Consider the following 15,350-nt stretch of genomic DNA (forward strand, 5'->3'; position numbering starts at 1 on the left):
GCTCGCCGCCCGCGCTCCATGGCGGGAGATTTTCAGGTCGGGCGGGGAATCACAAGCCCCGCGGCCGGACGATCAGCCGAGTTCGAAATCCAGCACCGTCAGGCCGCTCAACCCGCCCTGCGCGGCCTTGACGAGGCGGGCGCCCGCCGCCTCGTGTTCGGGCAGCGCCAGGTAGGTGTCCCGTGCGGCGGCGTCGTCGAAGTCGATGGTGAAGGCGTGGGTGTGGCCCCGGCCCAGCCCTTCCTGGCTGACGTTGGGCCCACGCTGAAACGTCCTCATGCCGGGCAGCATGCGGCGCAGGTCCCCGAGCGCGTCGAAGATGGCGGCGATCTCGCCCGGCGCGATGTCGTCGCGGAACCGCACCAGCACCACATGTCGGATCATCGCGCCCTGCCCCTATGTTCGGCTTTATGACGTCGGGATAGGGCAGCGGGGCCGCGCGCTCAAGGCACGACCGCGGAAGACCTGCAATGCAAGATCGAGAGCTCGGCGGCGCGCAGCGGAACCGGATGCGGCGGCTAGTCCGGGCTCGAGGATCGCCGGGCCGAGACTGGCGCGCCCAAGGGGAATCGAACCCCTGTTTTCGCCGTGAAAGGGCATCACCGACTGTCCATTGGCGTCCAGTACAGTCCATCTAACCATTTGACAACGCTTGAGGAACGCTACATGACGTAGTTGCGTTGTCCAGCTAGGCATGCGAAGGTTGAACCCCGCACACAGGACACAAACGGGACACCATGGCCCACAGCGCCCGCGCTCCGAAGCTTGAAACCAGATCGAACCGGCTTAAGCTGCCGATAGCAAAAAAGCCGGTGTTCGTGCGGATCGCACCGAAGATCTCGCTCGGCTATCGGCGCAACGCTACGGCTGGCACATGGGTAGTGCGTGTCGCCATCGGCGAGGGCAAGGCTCGGACTGAGCGCATCGCCACGGCCGACGATCTCGACGAGAGCGACGCCAGCACCATCCTCACCTTTTGGGAGGCTCAGACCCGGGCCAAGATTGTGGCGCGTGGCGAGCAGGGAGGAGCGCCTCGCCAAGCACCGTTCACCGTCGAGCGTGCTGCCATCGCCTACCTGAGCAGCCTGGAAGCCCGGAATCAGCGTACCGCCAACGACGCCCGCCTCCGCCTGAACCGGCTCTTCCTGCCGAAGTTCGGCAGAACCGCTATCACCGATCTGACCCGCACTGCACTGGAAGGTTGGCGTGATGGCCTTGTGCGGGTTGGCGGCGATGCCGAACAGCGGCGGAGAAGCCAGGATACCGCAAATCGGGTCCTGAGCATCGTCAAGGCGCTGTTGAACCACGCCGTGGGAGACCCGGCGAATGGGCTATCGAATGACAGCGCATGGCGCCTCGTGAAGCCGTTCCAGCGGGTGGGGCGGGCGCGTGAGGTCCATTTCGAAAGCACCGACGTGCTGCAGCTGCTGAAAGCGACTGACGATAAGGCATTTCGCAACCTGCTGACCGCCGGATTCCTGACCGGGGCGCGCTACGGAGAGTTGACCGCGTGCCATGTGCGTCATTTTGACCTGGACGGCGAGTCGCTTCGTGTGCCGAGCGGCAAGACGGGCGCTCGTACCGTCATTCTCCAATCAGAGGCGGTCGCCTTCTTCGCGCATATTGCTGGTGCTCGGTCAAAAGATGAACCTTTGCTGGCCCGTGCTGACGGTGGCGCGTGGGGTGCGAGCCATCAGGTTCGCCCGATGAAGCGGGCGCTTACAGGGGCTGGACTGGACCCAAGCGGGACATTTTATGCCCTCCGCCACTCCTACATCTCGCGAGCGATTGAGGCCGGTGTCCCGCTGAATGTAGTCGCCGAGAACTGCGGGACAAGCGTGCGCATGATCGAGACGACCTACGCGAAGGTGCTCGCGGGCAAGCGGCGAGAGTTCATCGCCCAAGGCGCGCCTCGCCTGTTTGGCGACACGCCTCCATCAGTTTGATTTCGCCGTCTCCCTCTCCGCCACTTATTCTATTTACGACATTGCGCTAGCACCGTCTCCCACTTCGGCAGGGCATCGCGCCCCTATTTTCAGCTGACACTTGCGTCGGCTGAAATCGGTCGTCACTGGACCCTTCCGGACGCCCGTTCACCCGGGACCAAACTTTCCTCAACGATCCGGACCTTTCCATGGTCCGACCATCGACGCCGGCGCTCGGACTCGCCGAGAGGCCCGACTCGCATCGACCTGACGAATCTTAGGCTAGCCACAAGCTCGAAAGCTGGGTGGCAAACTCATCATCCTGCGGGCGGCCTTCGTAGGATGGGTGCATCGAGATCATTTGCGGCATGTTCTTCCCACGGCAAAGGCCTCCGGTGACGCACCTGCAAGCGCACTCGCTCCGGGTCGCGTCGAAGAGGATTTCGGCGGGCTCGGATCGTGTCTCAAGGCGTGGTGTAGCTTCCGGGGGAGCAACCTTGGTCACCCGCTCGGGCCGGGACGATCAGGCTACCAGGGTCGGCAGGCTGACGGTGTCACTATCGCCGATCGGGGCGATGCTTTCCAGCGTCATGTGTCGGGACCGCTGGACGGCCCATTCGTCGTTCTGTTCGAGCAGAATAGCTCCGACAAGCCGCTTGATGGAGGCTTCGTCGGGGAAGATGCCGACGACATCTGTCCGGCGCTTGATTTAGCCGTCGACGCGTTCGAGCGGATTGGTCGAATGTCGCTTGGTCCGATGAGCGGCCGGGAACGTCATATAGGCCAGGACATTTTCCTCCGCACTGTCCATGAGAGCGGATAGCTTGGGCATCTTGGCACGGAACTGGTCGGCGACGCGGCGCCATTGCTGTCGGGCGGCCTCGGCGTCAGCCTGCGCGAAGGCCGTGGCGATCAGGGCGGAAACGACTTGGCGGCCGCTCTTGCCGGCATGGGCCAAGGCATTGCGCATGAAGTGAACGCGGCAATGCTGGGCCGTGGCGCCGAGCACCTTGGTGGCAGCGGCCTTCAGTCCTTCATGCGCGTCCGAGATCACCAGCTTCACGCCGCGCAGCCCGCGCCGCGCCAACTTGCGGAGCAAGGCCGTCCAGAACGTCTCCGCCTCCGACTGGCCAATATCCATGCCGAGCACCTCGCGCCGCCCGTCGGTGTTGACCCCCAGCGCCATCGTCACGGCGACCGACACGATCCGACCCGCCTCCGCACCTTCACGTAGGTCGCATCAAGCCACAGATACGGCCAGTCACCTTCGATGGATCGGTCCAGGAAGGCGTTCGCGCGCTCGTCGATCTCGGTGCACAGCCGGCTGACCTGGCTCTTAGAGATGCCAGTCCCGCCCATGGCTTGAACGAGATCGTCGACCGAGCGAGTCGACACGCCTTGGCTGTAGGCCTCCTGGATCACCGCCGTGAGCGCCTTCTCGGCCATCCGCCGCGGCTCAAAGAAGCCGGGAAAGTACGAGCCCTTCCGCAGCTTCGGGATGCGCAATTCGACCGTCCCGGCCCGCGTCTGCCAGTCCCAGTCGCGATATCCGTTGCGCTGCGCCAGGCGCTCGCCGCTCTTCTCGCCAAAGGGCGCGCCCGTCAGGGCGCCCACCTCCATCTCCATGAGGCGCTCGGCCGCAAAGCCGATCATCTCGCGCAAAACATCCGCGTCGGCGCTCTTCTCAAGCAGGCCGCGCAGGCTCATCATCTCGCCGGTCATCGGTGCGTCTTTCGGTTCAGGTTGGTCTTCTCAACCCGACCCTAGCCGGCGACCGCCGATGGCTACCTCCCGCGAAGACGTCCGTCCGCTACAGCGCTGTGGATAGCGCGCGGACAAGCGTCTCCGCTACCCGGGCACCTACATCACGGCCTGGGACACGACCCAGGCTCGGCCAATCCGGCGTACTCGGCCTCACAGCCGAGCACCTCGGGAAGCCGCCACCTGCCCAAGACGCTTACACCAGCTGGAAGCCACCCGTCTGTGTCGACTCACCAAAAACCTGCACCAATCTCTCGCCCAGCGGCCATTTTGCGAGGATATGTAACATATTCCTTGAATACGCGCAGAATGACGATTACCTGTCGTTCCTATCCCGTGAAAGCGAGGAACTCGTGATGCCCGTTGTCAGGATCAGCGACGCGGCTTTTGGCGACTTGAAGCAGCTATCGAAATGGCTGGAAACAAAGACGCCGAGAGAAACAATCGACAAGATCATCGGCTATGCAATGAGTGATATGGGACTGGAGCGAGACAGCGAAGCACTTGATGAATCCAGTCTCATTAATAGTGGTGCGACGGAGTTCGACAACGCTCCCGGTTTGACCTTCACCAAACCTCTTTCCGCATCGGTGAATGGTGCTGTTGTCCAAAACCCTCGGTGGAGGAGTGTTCTTCATGTAGTCATCGCTCAGGTCAAAGCCAAAGGATTTGAAGGAGATCGCCTTATACGGGAGCTTAATATTCCGGCTCGGGCACAGCGCTACGAGAATGAAGGATTCAGGTACTATCCTGATCTCGGCATTTCAGTGCAGGGCCAGTCGGCCACTGATGTCTGGAAGGAGATCGATCGTCTTGCAAGAAAATGGCACATACCTGTCAAGATCGAGTTCTGGTGGCGCCAAAATCTAAAAGCACAATATCCGGGCCGAAGAGGGTTGCTTCGTTCAGGAACAAATTAGGCTATAAATCATTTTGTTGAAGTTTGTTAGTTCCATCAAGCGCTATCAATATAGCGCTGTTTTAGAGACATTTATTTTCATAGCCCAAATACTAATTGAGCTGCTCACATGTATCTGATCTTTAGGCGCGTACAATTTGTAAGACTACACAGATTCTCCGCTTCGACAGATTATTTTAAATTATTATTTATGTACATAATCGATCATGCAGAGGAACTGACGAGTTAAAGCGATCGTCGTGAGTGAAGCCCGTGCCATGATGGTATCGCTGCCGGAAGGATGTCGTGGGCCGCTCGCAAGTAGCTACTTACGGTATGACGCTTTGCTGAAGGCTGTCAGACGCCAATGGTGCCCAGCACGATGCTGAACGTGCCCGCGTCGGAGGCCACGCGCGCTGTCGCCACGACGGTGCGCGCGGCGGCCTCGCCCTTGGCGGATCACGTGGCGCGATAGCCATGTGTGTTAATGCGCTAGATCCGGTGATCCGGTGGGCTACAGATCGCGTTCACAGGCGTTATCCTGCGCTTTCTCCCGTCCGGGGAAGGACGCGAAGGTCAGGAATTAGTCGCGAGCGCGCCGCATGCAGTGTTGAATGTCGCGAGCCAAGTCGCAAACTAAGCGCGGCATCGAAGCGAGATCAACCGAACCCGTCCGGCGACGACCGCCTTGCGGGTAACTGTCCCGAGGCCGACCTTAGGGGCTTACGGCTAGCCTAAAGGTCATCAGGTCAATGCGGGTCGAGGTTCTGAGCGGGGTCGAGCGCCGGCGTCGTTGGTCGGACAATGAGAAGGCCCGGATCATCAAGAAGTCTCCGGTCCCGGGTGCGCGGGTGGCTGAGGTGGCCCGCCGCAACGCGGTGAATGCCAGCCCGGTGTTCGGGTAGCGTCGTCTGGCGCGCGACGGCCTTCTGCAACGGGCGTTCCGGCGCTGGTTCCGGTCGAGATCGTGGCCCCAATCCCCGCGCTGCCGGCCCTGGCGGCACCGAGCGTGCTGCGCCCGAGGCGGTCGACTGGGCTGTTCGACCACAGGTGAAACAAACCGGTCTGCCAAAAGGCAACCTAATGATTGCCAAGTCCTGCTTGCACCAGCGCTGCAATACTTGGGTCATAGCGGAATTGCGTTATTGAACCGTCCTGAATGCGCCGCACCGCCTCGTCGATGACAAACAGTGGCACAAGAAACCATTCGCGAGGCACGATAGCTTGCCCGAACCGATCTTTTATAGCGAGCTGAAGCCGGGCCGAGCTGAAGATGCGGTGAATTAGATTCTCAAGCTTAGATCTATTGATGTTGAATAGCTCGTAAGTTCTAACGACCTCGACATCTGCCATTAAATAAGTAGGGTCAAGACGTGCATTTGTGAGCCGTCGTCTAACGTCTCCGCTTGTGACTCCAATTTTGTGGAGAACATCACGTTGAGCTGCTATATCGGGCTGTTTTGAATTGCTGCGCAGGACATAAATTGTGCCGCTGTTTTGATCATCCTTTTCCGCAACGTCTGAAAACAAAGGCCCGGCATTCGGCTCCGTGATGCGCCGCCCCGCCTCGTCCTTGTACAAGGCCCGCTGAAGCGAACGTCGAAGCAGGTTGCTCTCCGTTCCGTTGGAATATATTACTCGCAAACGTGCGTCGCTTTCTCCGTTCGGGGCTCGAAAATCCTCGCCGACTTCGGCGACAAAGGCCGTCTGGCCACCGAGTATGAAAAATTGTCCTTCGGAAATATCAGCTTTTAGAAGCCCGGCATCTTTAACGAATAGGCGGGTCAATCTGATGCCCGCATCCAGTTGATGCTTCACCGTCTCAAACAGCGGTCTGAAGCGCTCGAAATCTTTGCAACGGTCTCGTTCGGCGATGTCCTCGGCTGCCCGTTTGTCAGCGGCCGAGCGAACGTGCTTTAAGTCAGTGATGTTGTCCTCGCATTCGGCATCGATACCCAGCTCCGCCAAGAGCGCATCGTCATCGAGCCCATCGACGGAGTCGCGGCCTGTCACGCCGGCCTCAGCGAGCAAGCCCTGGCGATCGAAGGATACAAGAAGCGCACGGAAATCCACTTGACCGCGCAGCCGATCGAGTCGCAGGGCATAGAGCCGCTCGAATATGTCCCGGTCCTCGCCCTGCTGAGGAGGACGGCCGTGCTGCTCGACGAAGCGCTGGATGTCCTCAAACCCTGCGATGATCCGCTCCTCGAGAGGCGTACGGCTCGCCTCGCGCTTGACCTCGACCTCGGCGCCGAGCTCGGCAAGGAGGGCGTCATCTTCGTCGGTGAAATTAGCCACGCTTCGCCTCCGCCTTCATCCGAGCAAGCACAGCCACGCCTTGGGCCATCAGCTTTTCGTAAGCGTCCGGCGAAGTTAGAGACGGGAGACGCCCGCGCTCCTGCTTGAATTTCAAGGCGCGCCTGGCGAGATCCCGTGCTTCTTCAAGGGTAAGTCTAGCCTTTCTGCCGGCGATAATAGCGTGGACCTGTTTGAGACTGTCTTCGCTCATAGTTTTCGCGAGAATTGCGTAGGCTTCACCAAAGGGATTTATCCGGTCGATCATATCGATGTCGAGCTCGCGAACGTCGGTCACGAACTTTCGTACACCGTCGACGAAAGCGGTATTCGGTGTCTCGCTGTCATCACCCGCGGCAGAGCCGCCGGCTGCGACCTCCTTCGCCTTCTGAGTAAGACTCAACGCGGCGACGGCGTGCTGGCGCACCGCCTCCTGGTCCCCTTCGTCGAGCTCTGGATACCTTTCGCGCACGATTTTGCCCATGCGAACCTGCGTCAGCTCTTCGGGCACGAGTTCGGGATCGAATAGGCCGCGCTCGACCGCCGTTTTGTCCTGCACGAATGCGGCAATGACTTCATTAAGGTCCTCATGGCAGATCCGCTGCGCTTCGCCGCTCTTCGGCGTCACGAGGCCCTTAATCTCGACCTGGAAATGGCCGCTCTCTTCGTTGAATCCGACGTTGCACCGGCCGGGGTCGTAGCCGCCCTCGCCGTAATTGAAGCCTGGCGTCGCCTCATTCGTGAGATTTTTCGGCATGAAAGTGAAGCGTGGGGCGAGGACCTGCTCCATGAGAAGACTCGCCGCAATGGCCTTTAGCGTGTCGTTCACCGCTTCCGTTACGGCCTTCTCGGAGGCATCTGGCTCAGCGATCAAGTTGGTAAACCGTGCACGCATCTTCCCCGGCGCGTCTCGGGTTGCTCGGCCGATAATCTGAACTATCTCAGTCAGGCTAGAACGGTAGCCGACAGTCAGTGCGTGCTCGCACCAGATCCAATCGAAGCCCTCCTTCGCCATGCCCAACGCAATGATAATGTCAACGTGTTCGCGGTCACTCTTATGTATCGGGTCCTTCAGAGCGGCGGAAACACGGTCACGCTTGCCCGAGTCGTCGTCTACGAGGTCGGCAATACGAAGTACCTGCCCGTCGCCCCGCTTCACGAGCTGAAAGCCGGTCGCCGGATCCGCGCCTTGCCAAACCCCGAGAGCCTCGACAATGTGCTCGACCTCTTTGATCTTATCCTTCGTGCTCTCACGCGAGTTGACACTTGGGATATGAATGATCGTCTTCTCGGCAGGGTTCAATACTCTCAAAATGTCGTCAACATATGAGGACGAGTAGAAAAAATAGCCGATGTCGAGAGTCTTTAGGTGCTCGTAGCCATTGAGCTGCTCGTAATAGGTATATGTGACAGTGTCGAACTTAGCTTCGTCCTCCGCTGAAAGCACTGCCTCGGCATCACCACGAAAGTATGATCCGGTCATAGCAACTATATGCACGCGGTTACGCGCGATCAGGCCGGCGAGATGAGAGCCAAGCTTGTTGTCGGGGTTGGCCGAGACATGGTGAAACTCATCGACAGCTATCAATCGATTGTCGAAACTCCCGATCCCAAACTTGTCGACCGCAAACCGGAATGTTGCGTGAGTGCAGACCAGTGCTCTATCGTTACTTTCGAGAAAGGCGCCGACGGCATTAACTTTACCTCCATCTGTGCCCGGCGCGTTGCAAAGGTTCCATTGCGGCGCGACATGCCAATCGGCAAAGAAGCCGTGGGCAGTAAGCTTCTCGTCGGCGAAGCTCGAACCGATGGACCGCTCAGGCACGACGACGATCGCCTGCCGAATGCCCTGATTATCTAGCTTGTCGAGCGCAATAAACATGAGGGCTCGGCTTTTTCCCGATGCGGGAGGCGATTTGATTAATAGGTACTGCTCGCCTCGCCTCTCGAAGACCTTCTCCTGCATCGGCCGCATACCGAGTGCGTTGGCCTTCGTAGTCGAGCCGTTGCGGGCATAGGACACTGAGACAGCAGGAACCGACCCGGTCATAGTCATATATTGAGACTCCGTACTGCAGCGTCCCACGCAGTGTAGATAGAGCGGGGGTGAGCCAAGAAGAACTCACCACCAAGCGATTTCTCATGGCTATGAAGGTAATTTTTGACCTGCGTTTCCGCTCGAATTGCATCTGCCGATCTTGGGAAGAGTGGCAGTCCGACACTTTGGTTGCTCCGCACAACCTTCCAGCAGTAAGAACCTGCCGGCAATGCACTGTTCAATGCAAGGCAGCGCGACGATGGGCTTGCGGATATACCGACTTTGATTATCCAACGGCCTTCGACTGGAGCCCCAAGGTATGCGGACTCGTCGCCGAACAGCCGCAAAAGATACAGACTTTTCGGACCTTCCGCCTCCTTGCAGACGTAAATGGCCTGCGAAACCGGCCCTGGCCTCGACGGGGTGAATAGCTCTGCTCCGGACGCCGCCGTAGCCGCCGTGACCGGCAGTTCGCCGAATACCGATGTCTCGACGAGTGTCAAGTCGAGCAGGCGGCGTGCTTCCGCGCAGGTGAGGCGCATGCCCTGCGAGCCGATCACCTTGGCTCGCGCAAGCGAGTAGGTCTCCGAGGCGATCGCCTCTATCGAAGGGTAGGCCTCTTCGATAACTCGCCAGGCGCGTGTTGCCTTGACGGCCAAGTTCCATTGGCCCGCGCGATCCAGGTCAGCTTGCTTTCTGAGCCACTCAGACGGGTCAATGAAGGCTCGGGCGTAATTCACGCGGTGCGAGACTTGCTGGATCCCGATGACCTTGCCCTGCTGGTTTGCCGGGGCACGCGACTTGTGCCCGTAGATGACAACCATCGCGCCCGGCCTGGTCTCACGGATAAAATGCTTTCGCTGGCCGTCGCTAGTGAAGCCCAAAAAGCCCCATGTCTCAGGCGTAAACCCGTAGAAGCTTGTCAGCCATACGTTTGGGGGATCAGCCAGCACTTGGGCTAGAGGCGACGCAGCTTCTCGCAGCGAGTGAGCCGTGATGAAGTCCTGAACCGTGCCATAACCTTGGACGACACGGCGTCCGACGGCCGGCATCATGGCCCGACCGCGCTCTGGCCATCCCTCCGCTTCGAACAGACCTAGGAAGCCGCCGAAGCGTTCCTCGGCGATGCTGTTGATTGCCTTCGCATCCCAGCCCGGCGTGCACGTCTCCATCAAAGCCCTGCCATTCCGGACTGTCCCATACTGTCAGACGCATGCGAACTTGTCATTCTCGTGTAGGTCTCGAATAACTTCTCGAGTCTTTCTGTGTCGTTGCGAAAGCGGCGGCCGATATAGATACGCTCCAAAACTTCATCGCACTGATTATGTGCTTGACGAACAAGCGGATACTCCAAATCGAGCATGTCAGGATCGTACAATTCTGCTATATTGCATGGAAAGTAATGCTCACGCGCTAAAACTAAATCCTGACCACAACGTTCAAGATCGATTTTATTCTTCTCGGTAAGTGGCTGCAACGGAAAGGCATTGTAGGTTATCTGTGATGAATAACGCACTCCCGATCCTAATCCGCCCGATATGGCCTCCGCCCAAACACGATGAAGCGTCGAAGATAAGATCGCCAGTACCCAGACTGCGTCCGTAAAGGAAACAAATGCGAGATCAGTAGTTATCACGTCTGCTTCCACAAGTACCGGCGTAACATACGTCATTCCATCAGGAGTATTTTTTGGAATGACGATCGCGCGACGATCTTGGTGCGATCGCTGCGCAAATTTATGTGGGATTCTCGCATATCCCTGCGTAGTCTTTGCTTTAGATGCCGCTCTGAAGGTACGCACTCGCTCGATCCGGTCGGCAACAGGCGGAAGCGAGTTAGCTAAGTCAATCTGCTCATCGCTGATCCACAAGCACCATCTTCTAGACCCTTGCTTCAACTCAGAGGTGCCGATGAGTGGTCGCAATATGGATCTCGCGGCTGGGTATTCAGCTGCAAGCGTAGCCATTTCGTCGCTGGTGAGAATGAGATTGCCATCATCTCTGGCCATACTCCCTGCAGAAAGTCGAGGAAGGTCCTTCGCCACCGGGCGGTCGGCTTTCCGTATGAAATCTTCTCTGCCTGGGATAAGGTAAGGCGATATCGACTCCGCCCTTCGCACCAACCCGTCCGTGTAGATGAGGCGCTGGCGTTTTGGATCTTTTGTAACCCCAATGATTACACACCAGACGCCCGCGTTGTCAGCTGCGTTATTAGACCACTTGAACTGTGTATGGCAAAAGAAGATCGACATGTTTTGCGCATAGAGCCGAGACCACAGATGCTCTACCTGCTCACCCCTGGAAATAGAATTCGTAGATACGAACGCAAAATCACACTGAGAGGCCTTTGAATACTCACATGCTTTGAGATACCAAGCCATTACATAGTCGCAGTCCTTATATGCGTCCCCGCCACCGAATATCAAAGCCATATCCGCCTTCTGCCATCGGCTCTGCTTCCGCGCGCCCTTGAATTGCGGATTCCCGCATATGTAAGTCTCCCCACCCTCGTTATTAAAATCAATCTGAGACTGATCAGGAGTGCCGAAAAGTTCGTCTGCTCGATGTTTAACCCCCGTTCCAGTCGGGGGGCAGATGCTGAGCCAGTCGAGCCGGAGCGCGTTACCGCAGGTGATCCAGTTCTCAGAATCGAGGGGCAAAAAATCGGCCAGCGCCTCCTTCTGGCCGCGATAGATCACGTTGCATTGATACTCAGCGATGATCAGGGCGAGGCGCGCGATTTCAGCCGGAAAATCGCGTAGTTCAATTCCTCTGAAATTGGTGAGTGGGATGTCACTTCGGCGGTCGGGCTCGCCGCGCAATCGGTTGACCTCAACCTCAATCGCCCGCATCTCCTTGTAGGCGATAACCAGGAAGTTACCCGAGCCGCAAGCCGGGTCAAACACTCTGATCCGGGCGAGGCGACGACGGAGATTTAGGAGTGTGCGCTGATTTCGCCCCGCTTCTTCTAACCGTGTACGCAGGTCGTTCAGGAAGAGCGGGTTTAGCACTTTTAAAATGTTCGGCACGCTCGTGTAATGCATGCCGAGCGCGCCACGCTCCTCATCGTCCGCGACGGCCTGGATCATAGAGCCGAAAATGTCCGGGTTGATTAGTTTCCAGTCGAGAGCGCCGATGTGGAGTAGGTAAGAGCGCGCAATCGGGCTGAACCGCGGCACGTCCATGTTGCCGGAGAACAGGCCACCATTGACGTAGGGGAAGGCTTCCGCCCAGCGAGGTAGGCCGGCCATCTTCTTCTGCGCTGGCTCAACGTTCATGGCCCGGAACACAGCACCGATTACTTCGTGCGTATTTGTACGGTCGCTCATCTGCGCGATGGTCGCGGTGAACAGGTCGTCGCCGTCGAAAATGTCGGTCGACTCGGCGAAGAAGCAGAAGATCAGCCGTGCCATGAAGTGGTTCATATCGGGCTGACGCTCGGCGGTGTCCCAGTCCGGATTGAGCTTGCGCAGTTCAACATAGAGACGATTGAGGCGGCTCGTGGCCCGGATGTCGAAAGCGTTTTCACGGATTTGCGTGACAACAGATATGCCGGCTAGCGGAAGAAAGAAGCCGAAGTGATCCGGAAACTCGGAGTAGCGGCAGACAAGTGTTTCGCCGTTCACAAGATCTTCCGCCTCGAACGTATCGCCATCCGTTGCAAGGATGAACTTCGCTCTGGTTCGAGCGGTAGCGGGACTGGCTTTCAGGATCGCGAGCCTGGCTGTCACGTCACCCGCAGGCGCGGTCGCGATATGGACGTTATTAGTCTGTAGAATACCGCCACAATCCGATTTGTTTGACTCGCCTTTTCGCAGGCGCTTAAGGGTAGTATCCTTATTTCCGAACGCCTGCAGAAAGGCGAACGGGAACTCAGCAGGATCGAAGGGTTGCCAGGCCAAGTTGGTGACGGCCTGCTCGATCTCAACGGCATTCATGCCCACACTCACCGGCTCTTCCGACGCTCGCCATCGAGGCCGACCGTGGCGACCTCATCTGACTGACCCTACCCTGTTTTAGGCCGTGCTGCACCCGTTTGTGAGGGAGCTCCGCTTGAGAAAAAGGCCTCGGAGTTCGTCGGCCGACCACTGCGGGAATACGCATGCGGTCAACCCGCGTCGACCTGCTGACTTTTAGGCTTATCTTAACTCTCAAAGTCGACGCTGAGACGCTCACCTCACACGGCGGCCTTCGCCGGAGGCATTCGGTGCGCGTCACCTTAATGTGGGTGTTGCGCTGGATTTGAGTCCCTCGCAACGTAGATCTGAGGCGGCGCCGCCGCAGATCGCATCCCCCGTCTCGTTCGCTGTGCGCCGGGTATTCTCAATGGTCGCAGCTGGCGGCGTCTAAGGTCGCTCGTAGTCACATTGGGGCATACCCTGGCGTGACGTCACATGCCGATCAGCGGCGAACGTCACCTCTGGGTTGACACAGCTTATTTGTGACATGCGACACCTCAGGCCTAAACCCCGAGGTGACACACGATGGCCCGCATCGGTTATGCCCGCGTCAGCACGCTCGATCAAGATCTCGAAATCCAGCTTGCCAAGCTGAAGGCTGAAGGCTGCGGCGTGGTGCGCTCAGAAAAGGTGTCGGGCGGCAGCCGCGACGGCCGTGCCGAGCTGGCCACCGTGCTCGATTTCTTGCGCCCGGGTGACGAGTTGGTCGTCACCCGCCTTGACCGGCTTGGCCGTGATACCCGCGATGTGCTCAACCTCATCCATGAATGCGAACAGCGACAGGCCTTTGTCACCGTGCTCGACCCGCACGTTTCGACCCGCGGCGAAGTGGGCCACCTCGTCATGACGGTGCTCGGCATGGTCGCGCAGATGGAACGACGGTTCATCAAGGAGCGGCAGCGCGACGGAATCGAACGGGCGAAGGGCGAGGGCGCCTACGTGGGCGGGAAGCGTCGGCTCGACCGCGAACGCATCAAGGCGCTGCACGCTGCCGGCACAGGCCCTGCCGCCATCGCAAAGATTGTCGGATGCTCGCGCATGCAGGTCTATCGCGTGCTGCAGGAGAGCTGAGCCGGCCTTGGCGCCTCGCGCCAGGGACGAACGGCAAATTTGGGTGGAGTTCGGACCGGCAGCTTTCGAGGGCACCACCGGCCAAGCGGACCTTCATCCTCCGACGAGTTCTGGCCGAAAGCCGAATGTCATGTCATACTGAGAATCGTGATAAAGCAGACGTTCGCCGCCGGACACGGTAGCAGGCCGCCGGTCAGGCCGAACAGAACGATCTGGCCCATCGTTACCGCATGCGCGCAGGCATAGGCGTCATCCTCGTCGCCAACTAGCGCGGGCTGGTCTCGCACGCCAGGCTACGGGAGTCTGCAGACCCGTCGATCGAGGCTTGTGCCCGAGCGCTCGCGGCCGAGGTTTGGGTGGAGATAAATCAGAGACCGCAAATAGGCGAGCGCTGTTATTTGGCTCAAAAGCGAGCGCTTGTGCCGCGATTGCGTACCTGGGACTCACCTGTGGCCTAAAAAGTGCGTCGCAAGAGCGCATGAGGTCTGCTGGCGCGCCGTTTCGAATACTCACGGCAATCATATCGGTCCTACTTGGCGGTCGGCGCACTTCAGACATAATTCCTGTTCTGTTTTAGAGGGCATGCCGCATCGCGATCATTCGTCAACGTGTCGAGGGCAAGAGCGAGTGCAACACAGCTTGCCTCCATTCCCTGTACACAGTCCGTCCCAGTGCCGGCATCCCATCACCAAGGGTAGCTAATCTGGATTCGGGTAGGACCGTCTACCCAATTCCAGAAGGCTTCGGCGTTGCCCGGGCCGACATGAATACAGCCCGCAGACTCGCCGTCATTTCCGGCGAGGGTGTCGGCGCCTTCGTGTATGTAAATGCCCCGCAGACCCATGATCAAAATGGCGAAGTCCATATCTACTTTATACTCATTACTATATTTCGTACGAAACTTATCACTGTCTAGTGCTCCTTTAACAGTCAGGTCCTTGGCATATTTAACTTGTGTACTGCCAAGGCACGGAACAGTTTTCCCCCCGTAGCTAAGCGTGCCCTCTCCGTTCGGTCTGAAGGAAATCGACGCACTCTTGGCCGTAAGGAGTGCCGTCTCGGACACGACGTGAGGGAGGGAAGGCCCCTCGACATCAAGCGTCAGTTCAGCACCGCCGAACTTGGCTGTGAAAGAAATCTTGTTGATGCCGTTCGGAAAAAACCGATTGGCAGGATCGCGATTGACGAGTTCGGTGAGAGCCTCGATTGAGCGAGACAATCCTTCGCGAACGTCCTCGAAATGTTTCGTGCTGATTTCCGACACCCTCACCTCCCCCAACGTGCAGCAATCACTGTTGCAACCCGCTTTATTGCCAGTGGCGCGTAAGTCCGAAGCGTACACACCAAGCCACTTGGCACGAAGATCAATTTGTCGCCGCAGGATGCGGCACGAACCATCAGTTT

The 15,350-nt window shown here is 58.6% G+C and carries 10 protein-coding genes and 2 pseudogenes; 4 read left to right on the plus strand and 8 right to left on the minus strand.

The genetic code is table 11. The features are described 5' to 3' along the window. Positions 1-72 precede the first annotated feature (72 nt). On the minus strand, positions 73-384 hold the full coding sequence (locus D3272_RS09370) for a Dabb family protein (RefSeq protein ID WP_129218883.1): 312 nt from the start codon (positions 382-384) through the stop codon (positions 73-75). Positions 385-737: 353 nt separating this feature from the next. Here D3272_RS09370 and D3272_RS09375 point away from each other — a divergent pair, with 353 nt between their 5' ends. Further along, entirely contained in the window at positions 738-1,946 is a 1,209-nt protein-coding gene (locus D3272_RS09375; protein WP_129218884.1) for a tyrosine-type recombinase/integrase, read from the plus strand. A gap of 502 nt (positions 1,947-2,448) precedes the next feature. On the opposite strand, the pseudogene D3272_RS09385 reads toward D3272_RS09375, so the two are convergent. Beyond that, positions 2,449-3,647: pseudogene (locus D3272_RS09385) on the minus strand (IS256 family transposase). A 392-nt stretch (positions 3,648-4,039) separates the two neighbouring features. Here D3272_RS09385 and D3272_RS09390 point away from each other — a divergent pair. Together D3272_RS09390 and D3272_RS28375 are read left to right on the plus strand one after the other, a co-directional pair. Beyond that, positions 4,040-4,606, plus strand: a complete 567-nt coding sequence (locus D3272_RS09390; protein WP_129218886.1) for a T4SS efffector SepA family protein — start codon at positions 4,040-4,042, stop codon at positions 4,604-4,606. Between the two features lie 730 nt (positions 4,607-5,336). Next, a complete protein-coding gene (locus D3272_RS28375; RefSeq protein ID WP_129218887.1) occupies positions 5,337-5,489 on the plus strand; it encodes a transposase in 153 nt (50 codons plus the stop codon). Between the two features lie 175 nt (positions 5,490-5,664). Here the strand turns inward: D3272_RS28375 and D3272_RS09400 are convergent, their stop codons facing one another. From D3272_RS09400 to D3272_RS09415, 4 genes are read right to left on the minus strand one after another with little or no spacing between them, the layout of a single operon-like run. Then, on the minus strand, positions 5,665-6,882 hold the full coding sequence (locus D3272_RS09400) for a GIY-YIG nuclease family protein (protein WP_129218888.1): 1,218 nt from the start codon (positions 6,880-6,882) through the stop codon (positions 5,665-5,667). Further along, positions 6,875-8,935: a DEAD/DEAH box helicase gene (locus tag D3272_RS09405; RefSeq protein WP_129218889.1), complete on the minus strand. Its 2,061-nt coding sequence runs from the start codon at positions 8,933-8,935 to the stop codon at positions 6,875-6,877. The genes D3272_RS09400 and D3272_RS09405 overlap by 8 nt, the downstream gene beginning before the upstream one ends. Next, the gene (locus D3272_RS09410) at positions 8,932-10,089 is read right to left on the minus strand and encodes a GIY-YIG nuclease family protein (protein ID WP_129218890.1); all 1,158 of its coding nucleotides are present in this window, start codon (positions 10,087-10,089) and stop codon (positions 8,932-8,934) included. Before D3272_RS09410 ends, D3272_RS09405 begins: the two co-directional genes overlap by 4 nt. After that, positions 10,089-12,854, minus strand: a complete 2,766-nt coding sequence (locus D3272_RS09415; RefSeq protein ID WP_129218924.1) for a class I SAM-dependent DNA methyltransferase — start codon at positions 12,852-12,854, stop codon at positions 10,089-10,091. The genes D3272_RS09410 and D3272_RS09415 overlap by 1 nt, the downstream gene beginning before the upstream one ends. 546 nt (positions 12,855-13,400) lie before the next feature. Here D3272_RS09415 and D3272_RS09420 point away from each other — a divergent pair. Next, positions 13,401-13,946 carry a recombinase family protein gene (locus D3272_RS09420; RefSeq protein ID WP_129218891.1) on the plus strand — a complete coding sequence of 182 codons (546 nt, stop codon included), beginning with the start codon at positions 13,401-13,403 and terminating at the stop codon, positions 13,944-13,946. A gap of 140 nt (positions 13,947-14,086) precedes the next feature. On the opposite strand, the pseudogene D3272_RS28185 reads toward D3272_RS09420, so the two are convergent. Together D3272_RS28185 and D3272_RS09425 are read right to left on the minus strand one after the other, a co-directional pair. Then, positions 14,087-14,212 (minus strand): annotated as a pseudogene (locus D3272_RS28185) (nickel/cobalt efflux protein RcnA); the annotation flags it as partial. 419 nt (positions 14,213-14,631) lie between these two features. After that, on the minus strand, positions 14,632-15,210 hold the full coding sequence (locus D3272_RS09425) for a L,D-transpeptidase (protein WP_129218892.1): 579 nt from the start codon (positions 15,208-15,210) through the stop codon (positions 14,632-14,634). Positions 15,211-15,350 lie beyond the last annotated feature (140 nt).

This window comes from Lichenibacterium ramalinae, from assembly GCF_004137085.1.
Taxonomy (GTDB): Bacteria; Pseudomonadota; Alphaproteobacteria; order Rhizobiales; family Beijerinckiaceae; genus Lichenihabitans; species Lichenihabitans ramalinae.

Excerpts from the sequence above, each read along its gene's own strand:
- D3272_RS09370 (WP_129218883.1), bottom strand. The coding sequence starts at position 384 with ATGATCCGACATGTGGTGCTGGTGCGGTTCCGCGACGACATCGCGCCG.
- D3272_RS09410 (WP_129218890.1), bottom strand. The coding sequence starts at position 10,089 with ATGGAGACGTGCACGCCGGGCTGGGATGCGAAGGCAATCAACAGCATC.
- D3272_RS09375 (WP_129218884.1), top strand. The coding sequence starts at position 738 with ATGGCCCACAGCGCCCGCGCTCCGAAGCTTGAAACCAGATCGAACCGG.
- D3272_RS09415 (WP_129218924.1), bottom strand. The coding sequence starts at position 12,854 with ATGAATGCCGTTGAGATCGAGCAGGCCGTCACCAACTTGGCCTGGCAA.
- D3272_RS28375 (WP_129218887.1), top strand. The coding sequence starts at position 5,337 with ATGCGGGTCGAGGTTCTGAGCGGGGTCGAGCGCCGGCGTCGTTGGTCG.
- D3272_RS09420 (WP_129218891.1), top strand. The coding sequence starts at position 13,401 with ATGGCCCGCATCGGTTATGCCCGCGTCAGCACGCTCGATCAAGATCTC.
- D3272_RS09405 (WP_129218889.1), bottom strand. The coding sequence starts at position 8,935 with ATGACTATGACCGGGTCGGTTCCTGCTGTCTCAGTGTCCTATGCCCGC.